This is a genomic window from Novosphingobium sp. KCTC 2891 (assembly GCF_025938155.1).
Classification (GTDB): Bacteria; Pseudomonadota; Alphaproteobacteria; order Sphingomonadales; family Sphingomonadaceae; genus Novosphingobium.
In genome coordinates, this window is record NZ_JAPCZG010000002.1 from 413,774 (window position 1) to 435,490 (window position 21,717).

At 66.8% G+C, this 21,717-nt stretch carries 22 protein-coding genes; 13 read left to right on the plus strand and 9 right to left on the minus strand.

The window, feature by feature from the left end; all coding sequences use genetic code 11:
* The first annotated feature begins 179 nt into the window (after positions 1–179).
* Positions 180–2,120: an ATP-dependent zinc metalloprotease FtsH gene (gene ftsH, locus OLX02_RS05650; RefSeq protein ID WP_264420952.1), complete on the plus strand. Its 1,941-nt coding sequence runs from the start codon at positions 180–182 to the stop codon at positions 2,118–2,120.
* Between the two features lie 16 nt (positions 2,121–2,136).
* On the plus strand, positions 2,137–3,117 hold the full coding sequence (locus OLX02_RS05655; protein WP_264420954.1) for a quinone oxidoreductase family protein: 981 nt from the start codon (positions 2,137–2,139) through the stop codon (positions 3,115–3,117).
* On the opposite strand, the gene OLX02_RS05660 is transcribed toward OLX02_RS05655, so the two are convergent.
* Complete coding sequence (locus OLX02_RS05660; protein ID WP_264420955.1) at positions 3,114–4,154, minus strand: DUF3667 domain-containing protein; 1,041 nt, start codon at positions 4,152–4,154, stop codon at positions 3,114–3,116. The genes OLX02_RS05655 and OLX02_RS05660 overlap by 4 nt on opposite strands.
* A 78-nt stretch (positions 4,155–4,232) precedes the next feature.
* Here OLX02_RS05660 and OLX02_RS05665 point away from each other — a divergent pair, with 78 nt between their 5' ends.
* The 7 genes from OLX02_RS05665 (at position 4,233) to OLX02_RS05695 (ending at position 9,636) form a co-directional block, all read left to right on the plus strand.
* On the plus strand, positions 4,233–4,625 hold the full coding sequence (locus tag OLX02_RS05665; protein ID WP_264420956.1) for a hypothetical protein: 393 nt from the start codon (positions 4,233–4,235) through the stop codon (positions 4,623–4,625).
* Between the two features lie 93 nt (positions 4,626–4,718).
* On the plus strand, positions 4,719–6,302 hold the full coding sequence (locus tag OLX02_RS05670) for a M23 family metallopeptidase (RefSeq protein WP_264420958.1): 1,584 nt from the start codon (positions 4,719–4,721) through the stop codon (positions 6,300–6,302).
* Between the two features lie 88 nt (positions 6,303–6,390).
* The gene (hemB, locus tag OLX02_RS05675; protein WP_264420959.1) at positions 6,391–7,386 is read left to right on the plus strand and encodes a porphobilinogen synthase; all 996 of its coding nucleotides are present in this window, start codon (positions 6,391–6,393) and stop codon (positions 7,384–7,386) included.
* Entirely contained in the window at positions 7,383–7,928 is a 546-nt protein-coding gene (locus OLX02_RS05680; RefSeq protein ID WP_264420960.1) for a GNAT family N-acetyltransferase, read from the plus strand. The genes hemB and OLX02_RS05680 overlap by 4 nt, the downstream gene beginning before the upstream one ends.
* Positions 7,929–7,944: 16 nt before the next feature.
* Complete coding sequence (locus tag OLX02_RS05685; protein WP_264420963.1) at positions 7,945–8,520, plus strand: gamma carbonic anhydrase family protein; 576 nt, start codon at positions 7,945–7,947, stop codon at positions 8,518–8,520.
* Positions 8,501–8,788, plus strand: coding sequence for a DUF167 domain-containing protein (locus OLX02_RS05690; RefSeq protein ID WP_264420965.1), 288 nt, complete (start codon positions 8,501–8,503; stop codon positions 8,786–8,788). Before OLX02_RS05685 ends, OLX02_RS05690 begins: the two co-directional genes overlap by 20 nt.
* A gap of 98 nt (positions 8,789–8,886) precedes the next feature.
* Positions 8,887–9,636 (plus strand): SDR family NAD(P)-dependent oxidoreductase, encoded by a 750-nt coding sequence (locus OLX02_RS05695; RefSeq protein WP_264420967.1) that lies wholly within the window; start codon positions 8,887–8,889, stop codon positions 9,634–9,636.
* Here OLX02_RS05695 and OLX02_RS05700 read toward each other — a convergent pair.
* The 4 genes from OLX02_RS05700 to OLX02_RS05715 form a co-directional block, all read right to left on the minus strand.
* On the minus strand, positions 9,633–10,271 hold the full coding sequence (locus tag OLX02_RS05700; RefSeq protein WP_264420969.1) for a YoaK family protein: 639 nt from the start codon (positions 10,269–10,271) through the stop codon (positions 9,633–9,635). The genes OLX02_RS05695 and OLX02_RS05700 overlap by 4 nt on opposite strands.
* A 58-nt stretch (positions 10,272–10,329) precedes the next feature.
* Positions 10,330–10,743 (minus strand): group II truncated hemoglobin, encoded by a 414-nt coding sequence (locus OLX02_RS05705; RefSeq protein ID WP_413630075.1) that lies wholly within the window; start codon positions 10,741–10,743, stop codon positions 10,330–10,332.
* An 80-nt stretch (positions 10,744–10,823) separates the two neighbouring features.
* Entirely contained in the window at positions 10,824–12,425 is a 1,602-nt protein-coding gene (locus OLX02_RS05710) for a cisplatin damage response ATP-dependent DNA ligase (RefSeq protein ID WP_264420971.1), read from the minus strand.
* On the minus strand, positions 12,425–13,441 hold the full coding sequence (locus tag OLX02_RS05715) for a ligase-associated DNA damage response exonuclease (RefSeq protein WP_264420973.1): 1,017 nt from the start codon (positions 13,439–13,441) through the stop codon (positions 12,425–12,427). The genes OLX02_RS05710 and OLX02_RS05715 overlap by 1 nt, the downstream gene beginning before the upstream one ends.
* Before the next feature lie 113 nt (positions 13,442–13,554).
* Between OLX02_RS05715 and OLX02_RS05720 the strand changes: the two genes are divergently transcribed.
* Positions 13,555–14,079: an EF-hand domain-containing protein gene (locus tag OLX02_RS05720; RefSeq protein WP_264420974.1), complete on the plus strand. Its 525-nt coding sequence runs from the start codon at positions 13,555–13,557 to the stop codon at positions 14,077–14,079.
* A gap of 73 nt (positions 14,080–14,152) precedes the next feature.
* Here the strand turns inward: OLX02_RS05720 and clpA are convergent, their stop codons facing one another.
* Positions 14,153–16,525, minus strand: a complete 2,373-nt coding sequence (gene clpA, locus OLX02_RS05725) for an ATP-dependent Clp protease ATP-binding subunit ClpA (RefSeq protein ID WP_264420975.1) — start codon at positions 16,523–16,525, stop codon at positions 14,153–14,155.
* Between the two features lie 183 nt (positions 16,526–16,708).
* On the minus strand, positions 16,709–16,924 hold the full coding sequence (locus tag OLX02_RS05730; RefSeq protein ID WP_264420977.1) for a DUF1192 domain-containing protein: 216 nt from the start codon (positions 16,922–16,924) through the stop codon (positions 16,709–16,711).
* Positions 16,925–17,031: 107 nt separating this feature from the next.
* On the opposite strand from OLX02_RS05730, the gene OLX02_RS05735 reads away from it, so the two are divergent.
* The 3 genes from OLX02_RS05735 to OLX02_RS05745 all read left to right on the plus strand — a co-directional run bounded on the left by OLX02_RS05735 (position 17,032) and on the right by OLX02_RS05745 (position 20,024).
* Positions 17,032–18,042, plus strand: coding sequence for an NAD(P)H-quinone oxidoreductase (locus OLX02_RS05735; protein WP_264420979.1), 1,011 nt, complete (start codon positions 17,032–17,034; stop codon positions 18,040–18,042).
* Positions 18,043–18,291: 249 nt separating this feature from the next.
* Positions 18,292–18,999 (plus strand): sulfotransferase family protein, encoded by a 708-nt coding sequence (locus tag OLX02_RS05740; RefSeq protein ID WP_264420981.1) that lies wholly within the window; start codon positions 18,292–18,294, stop codon positions 18,997–18,999.
* A gap of 317 nt (positions 19,000–19,316) precedes the next feature.
* A complete protein-coding gene (locus tag OLX02_RS05745) occupies positions 19,317–20,024 on the plus strand; it encodes a DUF1013 domain-containing protein (RefSeq protein ID WP_264420983.1) in 708 nt (235 codons plus the stop codon).
* Between the two features lie 115 nt (positions 20,025–20,139).
* Here the strand turns inward: OLX02_RS05745 and OLX02_RS05750 are convergent, their stop codons facing one another.
* Both OLX02_RS05750 and OLX02_RS05755 read right to left on the minus strand, forming a co-directional pair.
* Positions 20,140–20,544, minus strand: a complete 405-nt coding sequence (locus tag OLX02_RS05750; RefSeq protein ID WP_264420985.1) for a bactofilin family protein — start codon at positions 20,542–20,544, stop codon at positions 20,140–20,142.
* Positions 20,495–21,655 carry a M23 family metallopeptidase gene (locus tag OLX02_RS05755; RefSeq protein WP_264420987.1) on the minus strand — a complete coding sequence of 387 codons (1,161 nt, stop codon included), beginning with the start codon at positions 21,653–21,655 and terminating at the stop codon, positions 20,495–20,497. The genes OLX02_RS05750 and OLX02_RS05755 overlap by 50 nt, the downstream gene beginning before the upstream one ends.
* Between the last annotated feature and the right edge of the window lie 62 nt (positions 21,656–21,717).

The following is a 21,717-nucleotide window of genomic DNA, read 5'->3' on the forward strand; positions in this document are numbered from 1 at the left end:
ATCATTTTGTCGGAGTATTAGCGCAATGCGCTCCGGCGACCCCGTGGCGGAGGCTCAGCGGGCCGAGCGATCACGGAATGCAAGGATTTCGCACTCTCGGTTATATTGCCATTCACCCCGCTGTTCCTACATTGGCAGCAACTGGCGGACGACTCCGCCGTTTCGAGAGCGAATTTCCGATGAACGACGACCAGCCGCAGGGGAATCCCTGGATCAAGAGCCTCCTGGTCTGGGGCGGCATCTTCCTCGCCCTCCTGCTGGTGGTCTCGATGTTCGGTGCGCGGACCGATGGGACCGGCACGCTGATCCGCTACTCCGATTTCCGCACGCGCGTGGCCGAAGGGGCCGTGCGCGAAGTGCAGATCGGGCAGGACCGGATCACCGGCACGCTCAAGAACGACCAGCAGTTCTCGACCATTCCGATCCAGAACGACACCGAGTTGCCCAAGCTGCTGCAGGACAACGGCGTGCAATATGCCGGCAAGGCGCAGGAAGAACCCAACCTGCTGCTCTACATCCTGGCGCAGTCGCTTCCGTTCCTGCTGATCCTGGGCGTGGCGTTCTTCGCGCTGCGCCAGGTGCAGAAGGGCGGCGGATCGGGCGCGATGGGCTTTGGCAAGTCGAAGGCGAAGATGCTGACCGAGCGTTCGGGCCGCGTCACGTTCGACGATGTCGCCGGCATCGACGAAGCGCGCGAGGAACTGGAGGAAATCGTCGAGTTCCTGCGCGATCCGACCCGCTTCTCCAAGCTGGGCGGCCAGATTCCCAAGGGTGCGCTGCTCGTCGGCAGCCCCGGCACCGGCAAGACCCTGCTCGCCCGCGCCATCGCGGGTGAGGCGGGCGTGCCGTTCTTCACCATTTCGGGTTCGGACTTCGTCGAGATGTTCGTCGGCGTGGGCGCCAGCCGCGTGCGCGACATGTTCGAGCAGGCGAAGAAGAACGCGCCCTGCATCGTGTTCATCGACGAAATCGACGCGGTCGGCCGTCACCGTGGCCACGGCCTCGGCAATTCGAACGACGAACGCGAGCAGACGCTGAACCAGCTGCTGGTCGAAATGGACGGCTTCGAGGCGAACGAAGGCATCATCATCATCGCGGCGACCAACCGCCCCGACGTGCTCGACCCGGCGCTGCTGCGCCCGGGCCGCTTCGACCGCCAGGTCGTGGTCCCGATCCCCGATATCGAGGGCCGCGAGAAGATCCTGTCGGTCCACATGAAGAAGGTACCGCTGGCGCCCGACGTCAATTCGCGCACGATCGCGCGCGGCACGCCGGGCTTCTCGGGTGCGGATCTGGCCAACCTGGTCAACGAAGCCGCACTGCTCGCCGCGCGCCGCAACAAGCGGCTGGTCGCGATGCAGGAATTCGAGGACGCCAAGGACAAGGTCATGATGGGCGCGGAACGCCGCTCCATGGTGATGACCGACGACGAGAAGAAGATGACCGCCTATCACGAGGCGGGCCATGCCATCGTTTCGGTCAACGAAACTGCCAGCGACCCGATCCACAAGGCCACGATCATCCCGCGCGGCCGCGCGCTGGGCATGGTCATGCGCCTGCCCGAGCGGGACAGCTATTCCTACCACCGCGACAAGATGCACGCGAACCTGTCGGTTTCGATGGGCGGCCGCGTCGCCGAGGAAATCATCTTCGGCTACGACAAGGTCAGCTCGGGCGCTTCGTCGGACATCCAGTATGCCACCAGCCTGGCGCGCAACATGGTCACCAAGTGGGGCATGAGCGACAAGCTGGGACCGCTCCAGTACGAGGAAGCGCAGGAAGGCTATCTCGGCATGGGCGGCTCGCATCGCACGATGATGTCGGACGAGACCAACAAGCTCATCGACAGCGAGATCCGCGGGCTGGTCGACGGCGCCCATGCCCGCGCCACGCAGATCCTGCGCGAGCAGGAAGACAAGCTGCATCTGCTGGCGCAGGCGCTGCTGGAATACGAGACGCTGACCGGCGACGAGATCAAGACGCTGCTCGACGACGGCAAGATCGACCGTCCGGACGCACCGCGGGGCGTGGTTCGCCCTGCCTCCGCGCAGGGTTCGGCCGTGCCGCGCGCGGGACGTCGTTTCTCCGGCCCGGCCGGCACCCAACCGCTCGGCGCCTGACCTGAAGGCCGGGGGCATGGCGGGGACGACCGAAGCCATCGTGATCCGCGCGCCCGGCGGGCCGGATGTGCTGCAACTGGAAACCGTGCCCCTGCCCGATCCCGGGCCGGGGCAGGTTTTGCTTCGCCAGACCGCCGTGCCGGTCAATTTCCATGACATCTACGTCCGTTCGGGCGCCTACCAGACGCTGCCGCTGCCCGGCATTCCCGGGCTGGAAGCGGTGGGCGTGGTCGAGTCGGTGGGCGAGGGCGTGGCGGATGTCGTGCCGGGCGACCGGGTCGCCTATATCGACCGCCACTATGGCGCCTATGCGCGTGCGCGGGTGATCGACGCGGCGCTGGCCGCTCCGGTGGCCGGCGGCATCGACGACGGCGTGGCGGCGGCGTGGTTCCTCAAGGGGCTGACCGCGCAGGCGCTGGTCGATGAAGTCGAGCCGGTGCACGCCGGCATGACCGTTCTGGCGCAGGCGGCGGCGGGCGGCGTGGGCCAACTCGTGGCGCGCATGGCGAAGTTGCGCGGCGCAACTGTGATCGGCACGGTCGGTTCGCCGGAAAAGGTGGCGGTCGCCAAGACGGCGGGCTGCGACCACGTGATTCTCTACCGCGAGGAAGACGTCGCGGCGCGGGTCATGGAACTGACCGGCGGACGCGGCGTGGATGTGTCCTTCGACGCGGTGGGCAAGGACAGTTTCGAAGGCTCGCTCGGCGCGCTCGCGCTCAAGGGGCACCTTGTGCATTACGGGCAGGCGTCCGGTCCGATCCCGCCGTTCGACCTGTCGCGGCTCGGCGCCAGGTCTGCGAAAGTCTCGCGCCCGTTCCTGTGGCCCTATATCCAGCCGCGCGAGAAGCTGCTCTCGGCCTCTGCCAGCCTGTTCGCGGCGATGGCGCGCGGCGACCTGCCGCTGTCGCTGGGCGGGCGCTTCCCGCTGGCGGATGCGGGCAAGGCCCACGCCGCGCTGGAAGCACGCCAGCCCGGACCTTTCGTGCTGGACTGCTAGGCGCCCGTTTCCGCCGCGATCAGGATCACGAAGAACATCAGCGCGATGAAGGCGAAGACCGAAAGCGCCATCGTCCGCAGGATGCCGCCCAGCCGCGAGACGCCGTAGGCCCCGCGCAGCTGCCGGTACATGTGCAGCGGCGGGACCAGCGTGACGAGCGCCGCAATTCCCGGTGCGCCCACCGCGCCCAGCAGCATCGCCGCGACCGCCAGGATCGTCATGAAGCTGAGCGAATAGGTGACGAACACCGTGTGGTCGTAGAGGTGGAAGCGGCGGCTGAACGGGAACAGCAGCCACAGGAACGGCACCGAGATGGGGATCAGCGCCCAGCTGTATTTATAGGCGTAGTTCTGCGCCTTGTAGGCGGTGAGGCCGGGGTTCTTGCGGAACTTCTTCACCGCCTGGTCGATCGCCGCAATATCGCTGACCTTGCCGTTTTCGTTGCTGCCCGACGCCTTGACCTCGCGCACGATCTCAAGCGCGGCGTGCTGGCCTTCCAGCTGACCGTCGATGGCGTCGGTGCCTTGCCCCCTGGCGCGCAGGTCGCGGCGATCGGCTTCAAGCTTCGCGATGCGCGCCTCGATTGCCTTTTCGCCCTGCGCCTGCCCCTTGCCGTCGGTGACCTGCACGTCGGGCTCGAAAGCGGCCTCGCCCGCGGTCTGGTGATAGACCGCGAAAGCCAGGAACACGGTGAACAGGAACAGCGCGAGCGGCGAGACGAAGCGCGCGCGCTGCCCGTCGATGTAGCGGCGCGTCAGCTCGCCCGGCTTCCACGCCAGCAGCGGCAGGGTATGCCAGATCTTGCCTTCGAAGTGGAACACGCCGTGCAGCAGGTCGTGGAAGAACGCGCCCAGCGTGCGGTGGACATGCGCCGCCTGTCCGCAGGCGTGGCAATGGCTGCCCACCAGCGGCGTGCCGCAATTGAGGCACGCGGTTTCATGGCTGTGGCCGTCTGCCGCCTCGCCGGCGTGCGGCTCCGCCACGCGGGCTGTCAGCGCCGCATCCACCACGTCTCCGATCGCCTGCGCTTCGTTCATGCGGTCCCCCTTGCGCGCAGCCATAGCCAAGGGCGCGGCGCGAGACTACCACCAGCGGCGGGAGATGGGAGACAAAGGATGCGATTGAAACGTTCTGCGGCGTTTGGCGCGGGGCTTTTGGCCCTGACCGTCGCGATTCCCGCGCAGGCCGAGCCGGGGGCCATGTCGATCGCGGCGTTCCTGGCCAAAGCCGAGGCGCTGCGGGCCAAGGGGCCGTTCGCGCTGATGTCCGGCGACTACAAGCTGCTGAAGGAGGAAGTGACCGGCGCGGCGCAGGTCTACCGCGCGCGGCTGCGCGGTGAGCAGGCGGCCGGGCGTCCGAGTTCATGCCCACCGGCGCGCGCGCCTTTCGGCAGCGATGACGTCATGGCGCAGATGCGCAGTTATCCCGTGGCACAGCGCGGCCAGTTGACCGTGGGCACGGCGGTGGCCGACCTGTTCCGCGCGCGCTATCCCTGCGGCACGAAATAGGCGAACCTTCACGGGGTATTAACCTTGTTGTCGCACGGCAGCAGGTGAACCCAGAAGAGGGATCGTGCAGGCGTGTTCGGGCCAAGGGATCAGATGACGGCACCTGCCGGCGCGACGTTCGGTCGCGCCCGGCCGGGTGCGCCCGCCGCACGCCGCGCGCCGATCCTGCCCTCCTCCGCCGCTGCCGAACCGTCGCCTGCACCTGCGCCGCGCGCCGTGCGCCCGGCCTTGCGCACGCTCGACCACCCGCTCGCGCGGCGCTGGGATGCGGTGTGCCGCCGCATCGAAGGCTGGGCGCGGCGCAGCGATCTTGCGCCCGATCTGGCCGAGGACGTGGGCAGCCTGCGCTGGTTTCGCGGGCTGGGCACACTGCTGGCGCTGGGACTGGCGGCGGCAAGCTGCTGGCCCGCGTTCACGCCGCTCCAGGCCGCGCCTCTGGCCCCGCTCGATGAGGGCGCGCAGAAGGAATTTCGCGTCCAGTCGCTGCGGCCCTTCGTGGCCGGTGGCAGCAGCGGGCGCCACTATGCGGCGAGCGACCTGGTCATCAGGCTCGATTCGGCCCCCGAACGGCCGACCATCCAGCTGACCGCCACGTTGGGCGAAAACGACAGCGTGCCACGGATGCTGCAACGTGCCGGCGTGGGCGTGGGTGATGCCGAGCAGGCCGCCGCCGCGATCAATTCGGCGGTCGCGCTGACGCAGATCGCGCCCGGTACGCGCTTCGAGATCACGCTGGGCGAGCGCACCAGCCCGGCGCAGCCCCGTCCGCTCGATGCCATCCATGTCCGCCCCCGTTTCGACCTGGCGCTGGCGATCGACCGGCGCGGGGGCGGGCTGGCGCTGGCACGGCTGCCCATTGCGGTCGATACCTCACCGCTGCGGCTGCGCGGCATCGTCGGGGCCAGCCTCTACCGCTCTGCGCGCGCGGCCGGCGCCGCTCCGGACACGGTGCAGGACTATCTGCGCACCATCGACCAGTATCTGCCGTTCGAGGAGATCAGCCCGACCGACGAGTTCGATCTCGTCGTTTCCTACAAGCGCGCGGCCGATGGCGAAGGGCAGGAGGGCGAACTGCTCTATGCCGGCATCGTGCGCGAGGGGAAGCCGCGCCTGCAATTGCTGCGCTGGGGACCGGACGGCGCGTTCCTTTCGCAGCAGGCGCTGAACGGCGAGCAGAGCACCGACAGCGGGGTGCTCGGCGCGCCGGTGGCGGGGCGGATCACGTCGAGCTTCGGCCTGCGCCGGCATCCGATCCTCGGCTTCGTGCGGATGCACGCGGGGATAGACTTTGCCGCGGCATGGGGATCGCCGGTCTATGCGGTGACCGATGGCCGCGTCTCTTTCGCCGGCTGGCATGGCGGGCACGGCAACTACGTGCGGCTGGATCACGGCGGCGGCATCGGCACCGGCTATGGCCACATGAGCCGCATCGCGGTTTCACCGGGCATGGCGGTGCGGCGCGGGCAGGTGATCGGCTATGTCGGTTCGACCGGGCTTTCGACCGGCCCGCACCTGCACTACGAGCTTTATCGTGGCGGCCAGGCGGTCGATCCGGGTTCCGTGCGCATGGTCGCGCACCGGCAGGCGGTCGATCCGGGGCAGGTGGCTGCATTCCAGGCGAAGCTGCGGCAGATGCTGTCGCTCAAGCCCGGCACGCCCAACGGGGTGCTGCGCTGAATGCACTTGCGCGGCGCGCAAGCGGCTTGCGATCTTTGCGCCTGCCGACTCATTGCGGCGCGCCCATGCGAAGCCTAGGAAGCAGGGCATGACCAGTTCCTATCCGATGATCCGCCTGCGCCGCACGCGCGCCACCGCCTGGAGCCGCGCGATGCACCGCGAGGTTCTCGTCACCCCGGCCGACCTGATCTGGCCGCTGTTCGTCACAGAGGGCGTAGGCGTGGAAGATCCCATCGCCTCGCTGCCCGGCGTGTCGCGCTGGTCCGTGGACGGCATCGTTGCGCGGGCGAAGGAAGCGGTCGCGGCGGGCATTCCCTGCCTTGCCCTGTTTCCCAACACCCAGCCCGAACGGCGCAGCGAGGACGGGCGCGAGGCGCTCAACCCCGACAACCTGATGTGCCGCGCGATCCGCGCGATCAAGCAGGCCTGCGGCGACGACATCGGCGTGCTGACCGACGTGGCGCTCGATCCCTACACCAGCCACGGGCAGGACGGGCTGATCGACGAGCACGGCTATGTCCTGAACGACGCCACGGTCGAGGTGCTGGTGGGCCAGAGCCTGAACCAGGCGGCAGCGGGGGCGGACATCATCGCCCCGTCCGACATGATGGACGGCCGCATCGCCGCGATCCGCGAGGCGCTGGAGGGCGAAGGCCACGTCAACGTCCAGATCATGTCCTATGCCGCCAAGTATGCCTCTGCCTTCTATGGCCCGTTCCGGGATGCGGTTGGCTCGCGCGGGCTGCTCAAGGGCAACAAGAAGACCTACCAGATGGATCCCGGCAACGCCGAGGAAGCGCTGCGCGAGGTCGAACTGGACCTGGCCGAAGGCGCGGACAGCGTGATGGTGAAGCCGGGCCTGCCCTATCTCGACATCGCGGTGCGCGTGAAGCAGGCTTTCGGCGTGCCGGTCTTCGCCTACCAGGTGAGCGGCGAATACGCGATGATCGAGGCGGCCGTGGCCGCCGGCGCGGCGGACCGCGATGCGATGGTGCTGGAAACGCTGCTGGCGTTCAAGCGCGCGGGCTGTTCGGGCGTGCTGACCTACCACGCGCTCCATGCCGCGCGCCTGATGGGGGCGTGAGCTTCCGACTGGAAACGGCGCGGCTGGCGCTGCGCGCATGGCGCGCGGAAGATGCCGCACCGTTCCTGGCCATGTGCTGCGATCCGCGCGTGATGGAATTCCTCGGCTTCCTGCAAGGCCCGGCCGATATCGACGCCGCGCTGGCCCGGCAGGCCGGGTTTCAGGACCGCCACGGCTATTGCTTCTGGGCGGTCGAACGCCGCGAGGACAGCGCGTTCCTCGGCTTCTGCGGATTGAAGCCCGGGGCGGAGGGAACGCCGCTCGAAGGCCGGATCGAGATCGGCTGGCGGCTGGCGCACCATGCCTGGGGGCAGGGTTATGCGCGCGAGGCGGCGCGGGCCAGTCTCGACTGGGGTTTTCAAGAGCTGCCGGCAGAAGCGATCTGGGCCATGACCGTGCCGGGCAATGTCCGTTCGTGGGGCCTGATGGAGCGGCTGGGGATGCGCCGGGTGCGCGATCTGGACTTCGATCATCCGGCCCTGGCCGAAAGCGATCCGCTGCGGCCGCACATCGTCTATGTCGCGGACCGGACAAGAGATTGAGGGGAGAGGATTATCCATGCGTCATGACGTCACCATCGCGGCCATCCACGGCAAGGCTCCGCGCATTCACGACAGCGCGTTCATCGCGCCGGGGTGCCGGATCATCGGCGATGTCGAGATCGGGCCGGACGTGTCCATCTGGTACAACTGCGTGATCCGCGCCGACGTGAACCGCGTGGTGATCGGTGCGCGCAGCAACATCCAGGACGGCACCGTGATCCACTGCGACAGCCCGGAGCCGAAGCATCCGCAGGGATTTCCCACGATCATCGGCGAGGATGTGCTGGTGGGCCACATCGCCATGATCCACGGCTGCACGATCGAGGATCGCGGCTTCGTGGGCCTTTCCACCACCGTGATGAACGGCTGCGTGATCGAAAGCGACGGGATGCTGGCGGCGGGCGCGCTGCTCACGCCCAACAAGCGCATCGGGGCGCGCCAACTGTGGGGCGGCCGCCCCGCTGCCTATATGCGCGACCTGACCGACGAGGCCATCGCCGGGATGCGCGCGGGCGTGGCGCACTATGTCGAGAACGGGCGCGCCCACAAGGCGGCGCTGGAAGCCGCGGCCCTTGGCGCGGCCCAAGGCTGACCTGCCGCCTGCCGAGGCGCTGCGTGCACTGGTCGACGGCGAAGGTCGGCTGGCGGTGCGCGTGACGCCCGGTGCGCGCGTGGAGGGAATCGCCATCGAGGACGGCCGCGTGGCGGTGAAAGTGCGGGCCAAGCCGGAGGACGGCAAGGCCACCGACGCCGTGCTCGCGCTCGTGGCGCAGGCGCTGGGGGTGGCCGCTTCAAAAGTGGAATTGTTGCGCGGCGCAACTTCGCGCGAAAAGCTGCTGCGCGTGCCGCCAGCCGCCTGAAACCTGCCCCATCCTGACTGCGGTTTCCGATTGTTTGACGAGGTTACGTGCCGGCGCGGGATGCGTAGGGTCGGTGCAAACTCGTTGAAAGGATGCTCATGACTCAGGTGCTCTCCGGCAAGACCGCGCTCGTCACCGGTGGTTCGCGCGGGATCGGCCGCGCGGTGGCGCTGCGGCTGGCGCAGGACGGCGCGCGCGTGGCGGTGAATTATCGCAGCGACAAGGCCGCCGCCGATGCCGTGGTGGCCGAGATCGTCGCCAGCGGCGGCGCGGCGTTCGCGCTCTGCGCCGATGTGGGCGCGCTCGATGCCATCGACGCGATGTTCGCCGCCTTCGATGCCCAGGCGGACGGGCTGGACATCCTGATCAACAACGCAGGCATCGGTTCGATGGCGACCCTTGCCGAAACCGACGAAGCGAGCTTCGACCGACAGATGCAGGTCAACGCGAAGGGGCCGTTCTTCGTCACCCGCGCCGCGCTGCCGCGTCTCCGCGATGGCGGGCGCATCGTCAACGTCTCGTCGATGGTGGCCCAGGTCGCCTACCCCTCGTGCATCGCCTATGCGATGAGCAAGGCCGCGATCAATCACTTCACGGTGTCGCTGGCGGCGGAACTGGGCGCGCGCGGGATCACCGTCAACGCGGTGACGCCGGGCGCGACGATCACCGATTTCGCGCCTGACCTGTTCAACGATCCGGCCATGGTCGAAGCACTGGCCGGCATGGCCGCGCTGGGCCGCGTGGGCCAGCCGGTGGACGTGGCGCGCGTGATCGCGATGCTGGTCGGTCCCGATGCGGCCTGGGTCACCGGGCAGGTGATCGAAGCCTCGGGCGGGATGCACCTCTAGGAATCCGAGGGAAGCCGCAGCGCCACGGGGATCATCGCGAAAGCCCAGAGCGCGGCGATCCACAGGCAGCCCATCGGCAGCCGGTCCTGCAGCGCGGCGCCCAGCACGGCGCCCGCCAGCAGGCCGGCCCAGAGCAGCCCCCACAGCATCCAGCCGGGACGGGCGCGCCCGGTGATGTGCAGCGCCAGCCCCTGCCCCAGCTTGACCAGCGCGCCGGTCATGTAGGTGAGCCCGATGGCCACTTCGCCGTCGCGCTGGAAGGTGTTGTTGATCGCCCCCATTGCCATGACCATGGCGCCCAGCATCAGGTTGGGCATTCCTGCAGCCCGCGCCGCGGCGGCGGCGAGCAGGAGCAGCGCCACCAGCAGCAGCAGCGCGGGCTTGCGCCAAGTGCCGGCGCGCAGGACCACGAGCGCGCCGATGGCAACACCGGCAATGAACCCCAGGATCAGCAGCAGCGGGGCCAGCGCCCGCGCCGGATCGGTGCCGAGCGCAACCGCCAGCCGCGTGGTGTTGCCCGACATGAACGAGACGAAATAGCCGCTGGCCGACAGGAAGCCGACCGCATCGACGAAACCGGCAAGGCCGGCAAGGCAGATGGCGAAGCGCCGGCGGGCACGGTCGTGGTGCAGCATGAACGAAGCCTAGCGCCTGCCGCCGGCGCCGTCACGGCCGGCGGCGCGCGCCTGCGGATCAGCCCTTGGCCATGCCCCGTGCCATGTTGGCCAGAACGTCGGCCATGGTGCTCGCGATGTCGCGGTCGGGCACATCGGTATCGGCGATGGCGCGGTGCATCGCTTCGGCCCACTGGCCGGCGGTGCGGTTGTCGATGGCGAAAGGCGAATGCATCGAGACCATGCACTTGCCCGGATTGGCATTGAACCAATCACGCGGGCCGCCGGCCCAGCCCGCCAGGAACGAGGGCAGCGAGGCGCGCATCGGCGACAGATCGGGCGCGTGCATCGCGCGCAGTTCTGCATAGGCCGGGTCGCTGTCCATGAGATCATAGAAGCGGTCGGTGATCCGGCGCAGCACACCGTGGCCGCCCATGCGCTCGAAAGGGCTGCGCGGGGCGTCCGTGGTGGCATTTGCGGCTTCGGTGGCCAAGGCTTTGATCTCCCGGAAAAGTATTCTTCGAGGATCGGCTTTAGAGGCCCGCGCGACCAGAAGAATTGATCTGCGTCAATTTACGCGGGATCGGTGATCATGCCTTTCAGCGTGGCCAGCCGGTCCGCCTCGTGCGCGGGCTTGTCGGCACGGATGCGGGCGATGCGGGGGAAGCGCATGGCCACGCCCGACTTGTGGCGCTTGCTGGCGTGGACGGAATCGAACGCGACCTCCAGCACCAGTGATTTGTCCGTCTCGCGCACAGGGCCGAAGCGGCCCACGGTGTGCTGGCGCACATGGCTGTCCAGCCATTTCAGCTCGGCATCGGTGAACCCGAAATAGGCCTTGCCCACTGGCAGCAGCTCCGCGCCGGCATCGGGATCGCCGTTCCAGCAGCCGAAGGTGAAGTCGGAATAGAACGACGAGCGCTTGCCGCTGCCGCGCTGGGCATACATCAGCACACAATCGACCAGCAGCGGGTCGCGCTTCCACTTGTACCACAGCCCGGTGCGCCGCCCGGCGACATAGGGTGCATCGCGCCGCTTGAGCATGACTCCCTCGATCGCCTCGTCGCGCGCGCGGCCGCGGATTTCCGCCAGCTCCGCCATGTCGCGCGCAGGAATTACCTGCGACAGGTCGAACCGTTCGCCATCCAGCCGCGGGACCAGCGCTTCCAGCCGCGCGCGGCGCTGCTCCCACGCCCATTCGCGCACGTCCTCGCCCGCCTCGATCAGCACGTCGTAGAGCCGCACGAAGGCGGGGTAGTCGGCCAGCATCTTGCGGCCCGGCGCCTTGCGTCCCAGCCGCTGTTGCAGCGCGTTGAAGCTGGCCGCGCCGCCCTGTTCCCCGCCCTGGTGGCTGCCGCGCACCAGCAGTTCGCCGTCGAGCACTGCCGGCACATCGAGCGCGGCGGCGATTTCGGGGAAGCTGGCGGAAATGTCGTCGCCGCTGCGCGAAAAGACGCGGCTTTGCCCGTTCACGTGGACGAGCTGGACGCGGATGCCGTCCCATTTCCATTCGGCGGCATAGTCCGACAGGCTGACTTCCACGTCCTCCAGCGGATGCGCGAGCATGAAGGGCCGGAACAGCGGGAGCAGGTCGGTGCGCGGCGGGGGCGCCGCGCCGCTCGCCCAGTCGAACAGCGGCCGGTAGGGCGGCGCCTGTCCGTGCCAGTATTCCTCCACTTCATCGACGGACACGCCAAAGGCCTGTGCGAAGGCCACTTTGGCGAGCCGGGCGGAAATGCCGATCCGCATCGCCCCGGTGGCCAGCTTGAGCAGCGCGTAGCGGCCATTGGCGTCGAGCCGGTCGAGCATGCCGGCGAGAATGCCCTGCGCCGTCAGGCGCGTGGCGTGGTGGAGTGTTTCGACCACTTCGGTCACGCCCGGCGGCGGCAGGATCACGCCCTGCGGTTCGGGCCAGAGCAGGCTGGCGGTCTCTGCCGTATCGCCCACGTAATCGCGGGAAAGCGTCCAGAGCACTTCGTCCACCCGTTCCGCCATCAGCGCGCGCACGGTGCCGGCTTTCACCGCCGGAAAGTCCAGCCCGCCGGTCAGCGCCGCCAGCGCCCAGCCGCGATCGGGATCGGGCGTCTCTTGCAAGTAGCGCGCGATCAGCCCCAGCTTGGCCGTGCGCGAACGGGTATAGACCAGCGCATCGAGGAGGGCGGCAAAGCGCTCCATCAGTCGTCCTCGTCCTCATAGCCGACCAGCGCCAGCGCGCGGGCGCGACGCTGGTTGAGCTGACACCAGCGCAGCAGCGCTTCCTCGCGGCCATGAGTGATCCAGGTTTCGTGCGGGTTCACGTCCTCGATGGTCGCGGTCAGCTCGTCCCAGTCTGCATGGTCGGAGATGACCAGCGGGAGTTCGACATTGCGCTGCCGCGCGCGCTGGCGGACGCGCATCCAGCCTGACGCCATGGCGGCAATCGGATCGGGCAGGCGGCGGCTCCAGCGGTCGCTGAGCGCCGAGGGCGGGCACACCACGATCTGCCCCTGAAGCGCCGCCTTGGTGCTGTCGGCCACCGGCCGCAGGTCGCCCAGATCCACGCCGTGTTCCTGATAGAGCCGGCACATCCGCTCCATCGCGCCGTGAAGATGGATCGGCGCGTGGTAGCCGGCTGCGCGCAGTTCGGCGATCACGCGCTGCGCCTTGCCCAGCGCATAGGCGCCCACCAGAACGCAGCGTTCTGGATGGCCGTGCAGGGCGGCGAGCAGCTTGCCGATCTCCTCCGCGATGGGCGGGTGCCGGAACACGGGCAGGCCGAAAGTCGCCTCGGTGATGAACACGTCGCAGGGAATGGGCGTGAACGGAGGGCAGGTGGGATCGGCCCGGCGCTTGTAGTCGCCCGTCACCACAACGCGTTCGCCGGCGTGTTCCAGCAGGATCTGCGCGGAACCGAGCACGTGCCCGGCAGGGTAGAACGTGGCGCGCACGTCGCCGGGCAGCGCCAGCGTCTCGCCATAGCCGACCGGGGCGGCGCGCACCGCGCTGTCCGCCTCCATGCCGTAGCGCACCTGCATGATCGCCAGTGTTTCCGGCGTGGCGATGGTGCGGCCGTGCCCGCCGCGCGCATGATCGGCGTGGCCATGCGTGACCAGCGCGGTCGCCACCGGGCGCGCGGGGTCGATCCACGCGTCCGCGGGCACGATCCGGATGCCCATCGGCTCTGGGCGGATCCACGCGAAGTCTGCTGCCATGATGCCGATCAATGGCGCCAGCGGGCGATTCGTTCCACCACGGGTGTCAGCCCGGGTTCAGGTCTGCCCTTTAGGGTAGCGGCTTCCGATCCACTGCCAGGGAGACCGCGATCGTGCTGCGAGCGAAAGGCCCCATCGTGCCGTTGATGGCCGCTGCACTGGCATTGGTTGGCGGCTGCCGGCAGAAGGAAACCGGTCCCGAAGCGGGCGCCAGCGCCACCGCGCCGGTCGTGGCGGCAACCCCTGCGCCCGTCACGCGGATGTCGCCTGCGCAAAACCCGCTGACCGATTTCGTCCGCCTCGACGCCGATCGCGACGGCCGCGTGTCCAGCGCCGAATATGCGCAGGCCAACCAGGCGCTGTTTGACCGGATCGACATGGAGCACGACGGCAACCTCGGCCCCGGCGAACTGGACGCGGCGGTGACGGCGCTGGGCGGGGTGGACGGGCTGACCACGCCGCACCTGCTGGCGCTGGCGGATACCGATCACGACGGCAAGCTGACTCTGGCGGAATGGATGGCTTTTGCCAACGCGCGCTTCACCCGCATCGACGTGAACGGCGATGGCTTCATCGACCGCGCCGAATGGGATGCCCCGCAACCCGCCCCTTCCGCCGGGCCGGACGCCCTGCCGTAACCGGACCCTTGCACGAGAAAGGGGCGGAACCCGCAGGTTCCGCCCCCTTTTTTCGCTCCGCTGACGGGCCGGTTCAGGCTTCGTCGGCGTTCGGCTCGGGCGTGGTATCGTCCGTGCTGCTGGACTTGGCGCCCTTGCGGACCTTCTTCTTGACCAGCTTGGGCGCCGCCGGGGTCAGCTCGAACGAAAGCAGGCCTTCGTCCTCCTTGAGGCTGACGTGGACTTCGCCGCCGTTGGCCAGCTTGCCGAACAACAGTTCCTCGGCGAGCGGCTTCTTCACCTTCTCCTGGATCACGCGGGCCATCGGGCGTGCGCCATAGAGCTTGTCGTAGCCCTGCTTGGCGAGCCAGGCGCGGGCATCGGAATCGAACTGGATGTGGACGTTCTGGTCGGCCAGCTGGAGCTCCAGCTGGAGGATGAACTTGTCCACCACCCGGCTGACGACTTCCGGCGGCAGGTAGGCGAAGGGCACGATGGCATCGAGCCGGTTGCGGAACTCGGGGGTGAACATCTTCTTCACCGCTTCGTCGCCGGCATCCGCCTTCGACACGTCGCCAAAGCCTATGCCCTGCCGCGCCATGTCCGAAGCGCCCGCGTTGGTGGTCATGATCAGGACCACGTTGCGGAAATCGACGGTCTTCCCGTGGTGGTCGGTCAGGCGGCCGTTGTCCATCACCTGCAGCAGGATGTTGAACAGGTCGGGGTGCGCCTTCTCGATCTCGTCGAGCAGCAGCACGCAGTGCGGCTGCTGGTCGATGGCATCGGTCAGAAGCCCGCCCTGGTCGAACCCGACATAGCCCGGAGGGGCACCGATCAGTCGGCTGACCGAGTGGCGCTCCATGTATTCGGACATGTCGAAGCGCTGCAGCGGGATGCCCATGATCTGGGCCAGGCTGCGCGCCACTTCGGTCTTGCCCACGCCGGTCGGGCCGCTGAACAGGAACGAGCCGATGGGCTTGTCCGGATCGCGCAGGCCCGCGCGGCTGAGCTTCATGGCCGAGGACAGCAGCTCGATCGCCTTGTCCTGCCCGAACACGAGCCGCTTCAGGTCGCGTTCGAGATGTTCGAGCACCTTCTTGTCGTCGCTCGACACCGACTTGGGCGGGATGCGCGCCATCGTCGCGATGACCTGTTCGATCTCGCGCGCGGTGATGATCTTCTTGCGCTTGCTGGGGGGCACCAGCATCTGCATCGCGCCCACTTCGTCGATCACGTCGATCGCCTTGTCGGGCAGTTTGCGGTCGTTGATGTAGCGCGCCGAAAGCTCGACCGCGGTCTTGATCGCCTCGGGCGTGTACTTGACCTTGTGGTGTTCCTCGAACGCGGTGCGCAGGCCCTTGAGGATCTTGATCGTGTCCTCGACCGTGGGTTCGTTCACGTCGATCTTCTGGAACCGGCGCAGCAATGCGCGGTCCTTTTCGAAGTGGTTGCGGAACTCCTTGTAGGTGGTCGAGCCGATGCAGCGGATCGTCCCGCCCGACAGCGCGGGCTTGAGCAGGTTCGATGCATCCATCGCGCCGCCGCTGGTCGCGCCGGCACCGATCACGGTGTGGATCTCGTCGATGAACAGGATCGCGTGCGGCATCTTCTCAAGCTCGGAGACGACCTGCTTGAGCCGCTCCTCGAAATCGCCGCGATAGCGCGTACCCGCCAGAAGGCTGCCCATGTCGAGCGAGTAGATCACCGCTTCCGACAATACTTCGGGCACGTCGCCTTCGACGATCTTGCGCGCCAGGCCTTCGGCGATGGCGGTCTTGCCCACGCCCGGATCGCCCACATAGAGCGGGTTGTTCTTCGACCGGCGGCACAGGATCTGGATCGTGCGGTCCACTTCCGGCCCGCGGCCGATCAGCGGATCCACCTTGCCGGCCAGCGCCTTCTCGTTGAGGTTGACGCAGAACTGGTCGAGCGCGGAATCCTTCTTGGCGCTCTTGGCCTCGGTCTTTTCCTCCTGCTTGGGAGTTTCGTCCTCGGCGCCCTTGGGATTGCGGTTTTCCACCTGCCGGCCGCCCTTGCCGATGCCGTGGCTGATGTAGCTGACCGCGTCGAGCCGGCTCATGTCCTGCTGCTGCAGGAAATAGACGGCGTAGCTGTCGCGTTCGGAGAACAGCGCGACCAGCACGTTGGCGCCGGTGACAGTGTCCTTGCCGGAGGACTGGACGTGCAGGATGGCGCGCTGGATCACGCGCTGGAAGCCGGCGGTCGGCTGCGGGTCCGCCTTGTCCTGCGTCTTGAGCGACTGGTATTCCTGATCGAGATACTGGCGCACCACGTCGCCAAGATCGCCCAGATCCACGCCGCAGGCCTGCATGACCTGCGCCGCATCGGGGTCGTCGATCAGCGCAAGGAGAAGATGCTCGAGAGTCGCATACTCGTGGCTGCGCTCGGAAGCGTTGCTGAGCGCGGCGTGAAGCGTCTTCTCAAGGCTCTGGGCGAAACTGGGCATAGGCTCGCTTTCAGGGATGGTGGAAGGATTTCCACCGCCGGGTGTTCCCTTTCGGGAGAAGAACATACCCATGCTTAACCGCGGCTAAATCATGGGTATGTGCGGCAACCGATGCCAGCACGGCAGCGATCGTGTCTTGCGCGATATGGGGATGCCGCCCGGGAAGGTGAAGGGCGGCCATGTTCATTCTCCGGACCCGTCGGGCGGCGATCGGAACAGCGCGTCGGCGGCGGCGCGGTGCGCCTTCGCCTTGTCGCGGTGGGCGACCACGCGGATGATCTCCAGCTCGAGCAGGCGGATGCGCTCGTTCAATTCGTCGTGCGAATAGGGATCGAGCGATTCCGTAGCCAGTTGGCTGGCCAGGTCCCCCTTGGGGCGCGGGCGCTCGTCTAGGTCCATTGCGGTGCACAATGTGGCTGCTTGCGCCTTGCTGTCAACCGGGCGCGTGGGTAGGTGATCACACAAGGGCGGAAAGTGCCGGACATGATCAAGGGGACTCACCGGCTATGCATACGGTTCCGGATACGATGATCGCGGTCGGCTTCGATGCACCCGGCGGTCCCGAGGTGCTTCGGCCGGAAACGCTGCCCGTTCCCGTGCCCGGTCCGGGGCAGGTGCTCATCAAGGTCGCCTTTGCCGGCGTGAACCGGCCCGACGTGATCCAGCGGCAGGGGTTCTATCCCGCGCCGCCGGGCGCCTCGCCGATTCCCGGCCTCGAAGTGTCGGGACAGGTCGTGGCCGCGGGCGAGGGCGTGTTGTTGCCGCTGCCCGGGCAGCGGGTCTGCGCGCTGGTGTCGGGCGGGGGCTATGCCGAATATTGCCTCGCGCAGGCGGGGCACTGCCTGCCCGTGCCCGAAGGCCTGCCGATGGACCAGGCCGCGGCGCTCCCCGAAACGATCTTCACCGTCTGGCACAACGTGTTCGAGCGCGGCTGGGCGCGCGACGGGGAGACGATGCTCGTCCACGGCGGCACCAGCGGCATCGGTTCGATGGCGATCATGCTGGGCAAGCTGTTCGGCCTCACCGTGATCGTCACCTGCGGCGGCGCGGACAAGTGCGCGGAGGCGCTGCGGATCGGCGCCGACCACGCGATCGACTACAAGGCGGCCGACTTCGTCGAGGAAGTGGCGCGCATCACCGGGGGCGCCGGCGTGCATCTGGTGCTCGACATGGTCGCGGGCAGCTATGTGATGCGCAATCTCAAGTGCCTCGCCGACGATGGTCGCCACGTGACCATCGCGGTGCAGGGCGGCGTCAAGGCAGAGGTCAACATGGCCGAAGTGATGCGCCGCCGCCTGATCCTCACCGGCTCCACCCTGCGCCCGCGCCCCGATGCGTTCAAGGCGATGCTGGCGCAGGAAATCCTCGACAACGCCTGGCCGCTGGTCGCCGAGGGCCAGCTGCGCCCGGTGATGGACCGCACCTTCCCCCTCGCCGAAGCCGCCGCCGCGCACGCACGGATGGAAGCTGGCGCGCATATCGGCAAGATTGTGTTGGAAGTGGGATTGCCAGGGTAAACGGGTGTTGACGCTTGCCCAAAAAAGCCTGCCGGCAAAAATATATCGTAGGGTTGCGAAAATATTCGTCTAAAGGCAAGTTTGCATCTTCAAAATGATGTATTTCTCAAGGTCTGTATTTTAATACCACTTAATGTAGTCTAGGTCGGTAATCACTCATGTGGGTCAGGGGCTGCATGAGTGAAGCAAGATGGGGGCGGTGGTGATTGTATTGGGGTACGAAGAGGTGGTAGCCCTTAGGTGCGAGGCATGATTTCTCGTTTCAACCATTTAAAAGAGATCGCGCTAAAGAATGCTTTAGGCGTACATCTATACTCGGATGTATTCATTAAGATGGCAGAAAGTCGTTCGCCTATATTCCGTGCGGTGGCTCGAAAAAAAGCTATTCGCCTAATTGGGGGCGATAAAATAGTCTTTATACATATTGGAAAGAATGCTGGAACGAGTATAAATTCAATATTGTATCGGCGTAATCCGGGTCATTTCCCGGCAAGTTTTTATGCGTGTTCTGTCCCCGATATTTTTTATAAATGTAAGAGCTTCGCGGTTCTAAGAGACCCCGTGGAGCGATTTAAGTCCGCGGCCAGAATGTTTCTGCAGAATGGCACTAGAAGTGTGTCGATTGATCCTTATTTTGCGACAATCGCGAATAAAATGAAATCTGCTGGAGATATTTTGCATTGGATTTGTGATAATTATCATGATCCATACAGAATAGACACGACATTCCGCTCTCAGAAATGGTACTTATCTCTTGAAGATAGGGTGATTGTAAATCGTTTGTTTTCTCTTGAGCGGAATTTTTGCGAATTAGATGATTATGTCCATTCTGTATGTGGAAAAAAAATTCCTCATATAAATACCACGGAAAAAGTTGATCTTGCATTGTCCTCGACGGAGGTGTCCAGGATTGAAAATTTATATGCGGATGATTTGGAGTTATTTGAAAGGATTTAGTGTAATATTTTTTATCTCAATAGGCCCGTAGACGCGAAGCGAAAGACGCATTGATGCGGATTGGCCATGGCGAGGAGCCGATCAGCTAGTTTATGGTAGCTGGCTGCGACCCAGCCGGTCCTTGAGCAGCCGTAGATTAACCAGGCCGGTGCCGATCTGATGGCTGAATTATTGGGTCGTGCAGAAATCCGCCTTGCGAGTTGTCGGGCTCTCCAGCTTTTACCTTGCCGTTCGGCGCGGTGTCGCCTACATCAGGATGGTTACGGCCGCTCCGCAAGGGGCGGCCCTTATTGTTTCCGCTTTCCGGAGAATGCCCCGTGAGCAACCAGCCCACGTATCCGCTGATGCCGCACGCGACGGCGTCCTGGCTTGTCGACAACACCGCGCTGACCTTCGAGCAGATCTCGGAATTCTGCGGTTTGCACATCCTTGAAGTGCAGGCGATGGCCGATGATCTGGCCGGCCAGAAGTACACCGGCCGCGATCCCGTCCACTCGGGCGAACTGAACCAGGCCGAGATCGACCGCGGCCAGGCGAATCCCAACTATCGCCTGCGCATGCAGAAGGCGCCGCTGTCCGTCAGCCGCACCAAGGGGCCGCGCTACACGCCGGTTTCCAAGCGTCAGGACAAGCCCGATGGCATCGCCTGGATCCTGCGCAACCACCCCGAAATCTCGGACGCGCAGGTCGGCAAGCTGATCGGCACCACGCGCAACACCATCGCCGCGATCCGTGATCGCAGCCACTGGAACATCGCCAACATCAACCCGAAGGACCCGGTCACGCTGGGTCTCTGCTCGCAGCGCGAGCTTGACGCGCTTGTCGCCAAGGCGGCGAAGCGCGCGGGCATCGAGGAAGACGAAGGCGTGGCCGACCTGCGCCTCGGCACCGACCGCGATGCGCTGATCGAGGAACTCCGTGCCGAGCGCGAGGCCCATTCCAAGGCCGCCGCCGAAGCCGCGCAGGAAGCAGAGGCGCAGGCCTGGCTCCAGGCGCGCCGCGCCGAAGGCCTGTCGGACAGCTGATCGGTTGTCTCGATACCCGAACAGGAAAAGGCCGCCTTTCGGGGCGGCCTTTTTCGTTGGGGGTCATGGCTTGTCGGGCGTCATGGCTTGTCGGGCGGGGCGGGGATGCCCGGCCTTACCCCACCAGCGAGAGCGCGGCCTCGTTTTCCGCCACGCGGTGCGCGAAGCGGCCATCGACCTGCGCGCCCTGCTCGATCGTAAGAGCGTCATAAGTGACGTCGCCCTCGATGCGCGCGGTCTTGAGAATCACCAGCTCGGCCGCTTCGATGCCGCCGTGGACGGTGCCCGACAGGCGCGCGCTTTTCGCCCGGATCGCGCCGCGGATCGTGCTGCCTTCGCCCTGTACCAGAGCGGCGCAGGCGATGTCGCCCTCCACCGTGCCGTCGATGTGCAGGTCCGCGCTCGCGACGATGTCGCCCTTCACGACGATGTCGGCGCCCAGGATCGAGAACGTGCCGGCGGCCACCGGCCTAGCCCCGGCTGCCGTCCGGCCGTCCGGCGCGGGCTTCTTGGAAAACATCGCGGTTCGACTCCAGGAACGGGCGCGGATTGACCGGGCGGTCGTTGATGCGCACTTCGAAATGCAGGTGGGGTCCGGTCGAGCGACCGGTGCTGCCGATCTGCCCGATCACCGCGCCCGCGTCCACCTTCTCGCCCAGTCGCGCGCCGATGCGCGACATATGGGCATAGCGGGTCATCAGCCCGTTGCCGTGGCTGATCTCCACGCAGTTGCCGTAGCCCTGGCGAACCCCGGTGAAGCTGACCGTGCCGGCAGCGGCAGCGTGGATCGGGGCGCCGATGGGGCCGCGAAAATCGAGCCCGGCGTGGAACGCGGCGCTGCCGTCGAACGGATCGGCGCGGTAGCCGAAGCCGCTGGAAATATATTCGAGCCGCGCGGGCAGTGTGTTGGGGATGCGGGCAAGGCCCTGCTCCATCGCGCTCATCCGCTCGAGGCTGGCACCGAAGCGGGCCATGCGCGGATCGTCCGTCCCGCCAAAGCCGGTGGCGACGCGGATCAGCGGGCCGCCCATCGCGCGCCTGTCGGCGGAGGCGATCAGCGCGGGGTTCAGCCCCACGCGGCGGATCGCGGTCTCGGCTTGGGCGGAGCGCGCATCGGCATAGCGGGTCAGGCGCTCGATCAGCGCCAGCTGCCGCGCCTCGATCCGGGCAAGGCCGGCGGCTTCGGGCAGCTCCATGGAGATCTTCTTCACCGTCTTGTCGGCTTCGGCGCTGCTGTCGGACACGGTGCCCTTGGGCAGGTCCGCGGGCAGCGCGCCGACATGGCTTTCCACCATCTTCTCGATGTAGTCCTGCCGGCGCTCGAGATCCTGGGCGACATCGCCGATGCCGCCGCGATATTTCGCCACGCGGCTTTCGGCCGAAGCCACCGCGGCTTCGCGCTTCAGCAGGGCATCGCGCTCGGACGAAGCGAGCAGCTGCGATACCAGCACCCACGCCAGCGCCAGCATCCACACGAGCAGCAGCGCCGCGACGATGCCGGCTGCCGCGATCTGGACGCGGCTGGAAATGCGGATGAAGCGCACCTGCCCCTGAGACCGCATGAAGAATTCGCGTTCAGGAAACCAGTTGCGCAGGCGGGCAAGCAGCCCGTCCCTGGTAATCGACGGCAAGATGGGCGACCCCCGGTATTCTGTTTTTGCCCGCACCGGACGGTCCGGGACGGGGCGACGTA

Excerpts from the sequence above, each read along its gene's own strand:
- OLX02_RS05730 (WP_264420977.1), bottom strand. The coding sequence starts at position 16,924 with ATGGACCTAGACGAGCGCCCGCGCCCCAAGGGGGACCTGGCCAGCCAA.
- OLX02_RS05685 (WP_264420963.1), top strand. The coding sequence starts at position 7,945 with ATGCGTCATGACGTCACCATCGCGGCCATCCACGGCAAGGCTCCGCGC.
- OLX02_RS05735 (WP_264420979.1), top strand. The coding sequence starts at position 17,032 with ATGCATACGGTTCCGGATACGATGATCGCGGTCGGCTTCGATGCACCC.
- hemB (WP_264420959.1), top strand. The coding sequence starts at position 6,391 with ATGACCAGTTCCTATCCGATGATCCGCCTGCGCCGCACGCGCGCCACC.
- OLX02_RS05695 (WP_264420967.1), top strand. The coding sequence starts at position 8,887 with ATGACTCAGGTGCTCTCCGGCAAGACCGCGCTCGTCACCGGTGGTTCG.
- OLX02_RS05710 (WP_264420971.1), bottom strand. The coding sequence starts at position 12,425 with ATGGAGCGCTTTGCCGCCCTCCTCGATGCGCTGGTCTATACCCGTTCG.
- OLX02_RS05740 (WP_264420981.1), top strand. The coding sequence starts at position 18,292 with ATGATTTCTCGTTTCAACCATTTAAAAGAGATCGCGCTAAAGAATGCT.
- OLX02_RS05750 (WP_264420985.1), bottom strand. The coding sequence starts at position 20,544 with ATGTTTTCCAAGAAGCCCGCGCCGGACGGCCGGACGGCAGCCGGGGCT.
- OLX02_RS05670 (WP_264420958.1), top strand. The coding sequence starts at position 4,719 with ATGACGGCACCTGCCGGCGCGACGTTCGGTCGCGCCCGGCCGGGTGCG.
- OLX02_RS05660 (WP_264420955.1), bottom strand. The coding sequence starts at position 4,154 with ATGAACGAAGCGCAGGCGATCGGAGACGTGGTGGATGCGGCGCTGACA.
- clpA (WP_264420975.1), bottom strand. The coding sequence starts at position 16,525 with ATGCCCAGTTTCGCCCAGAGCCTTGAGAAGACGCTTCACGCCGCGCTC.
- OLX02_RS05700 (WP_264420969.1), bottom strand. The coding sequence starts at position 10,271 with ATGCTGCACCACGACCGTGCCCGCCGGCGCTTCGCCATCTGCCTTGCC.
- OLX02_RS05655 (WP_264420954.1), top strand. The coding sequence starts at position 2,137 with ATGGCGGGGACGACCGAAGCCATCGTGATCCGCGCGCCCGGCGGGCCG.
- OLX02_RS05715 (WP_264420973.1), bottom strand. The coding sequence starts at position 13,441 with ATGGCAGCAGACTTCGCGTGGATCCGCCCAGAGCCGATGGGCATCCGG.
- ftsH (WP_264420952.1), top strand. The coding sequence starts at position 180 with ATGAACGACGACCAGCCGCAGGGGAATCCCTGGATCAAGAGCCTCCTG.
- OLX02_RS05665 (WP_264420956.1), top strand. The coding sequence starts at position 4,233 with ATGCGATTGAAACGTTCTGCGGCGTTTGGCGCGGGGCTTTTGGCCCTG.